Raw genomic sequence first — 1,126 nt, forward strand, 5'->3', positions numbered from 1 at the left:
CGACACGTATCGGCATGACGCCAGTATCATCAAGTATTGCTAACGCACTCCAAAAATTTAATAACAAAGCGGTCGATATTACCGGCGCACCGGGCTTAGCTTACGAGCCTATGGAAATGTACAAGGGCCTTGAGCCAGGCGGTGGCGTTATCAAATGGCCAAGCTTGCAGATCACCATGCAGCTAATTGTTCGTTGGGAAAAAGTACCTGAAGGTTTTGCGCAAAAATCTCGTGAACTGATGGCGAGCAAATATAAAGATCAAATTCGTAAAATCGTTGATAGCGAACTAACAATCCCTGAGAAATACTGGATTGAAATTAGCGAAAAAACCGAAGACAACTGGAGTGAGCTGTTCCGCGAAAGCCGCATCGCCCTGCGTGAGCAGGGAGTCTATAACGGCAAAGCTTTAACCTTGTTCCGTAAGGTTCGCTGTAAGATTGATCCTCAACTAGCGGAATGTACTTCGAAGGATAGAGAGTAGAATCTTTTTATTCTTTGACACTTTCTAGTTTCAACACATTTTTTCTATTTCGGTTTTCGTCCAAAAGGACGAGTTAAGGGAGTGCGCTGACACTCCCTTAACAATGACTCAGGCCACCTTCTCTTGCTTCGCAATTCACCTTGTCCAAGTCAGCGTCTACTTCCTAGCCCTTCGGGTTCATTCGCTGCTCAACAATAAACAGCGCCTGCGGAACTCGCCTTCGGCTCAAACAGTCCTCGGCATAAAGCCGTTTATTCTCTGAGCAACTCATCTAGTCAGAAGGGGTAGTGGGTGCAAAGAATAAAACTTATCGGAATGGCTAATTCCCCATCTCGAGGGACGAAAGCTCGCCGGCGAAAATCGGAATAACGCGAGGACTGTTCGAAATCCGCATCGCGGATAAGTTCCGCAGCGCCGATTTACGCAAGAGTTTGAGTGTAGCCGAAGGCCCCGAAAATTGGGGCGCATTTAGATCCTTAAGACCTTTGGCGTCAAAGGTCTTAAGGGGTTTTCGGCCGCCGCCGACAGGAACAGAAGTCTAGAAACAAGAAAGCTTCAAAGAATCAAAAAACTAAAATCAAAACACGCGCTGCCAATACCCAACATCAATCCATTGTCCGAACTTTCGCCCAACTTGTTCAAGG

Annotated in this window: 1 protein-coding gene; it reads left to right on the forward strand. The window is 46.7% G+C overall.

What is annotated here, in order from left to right; genetic code table 11:
• A partial coding sequence (locus tag A3738_RS30805) for a putative solute-binding protein (protein ID WP_231876578.1) occupies nt 1-482 on the forward strand: 482 nt, incomplete at its 5' end.
• Nucleotides 483-1,126: the final 644 nt, after the last annotated feature.

Source organism: Oleiphilus sp. HI0066 (assembly GCF_001635725.1).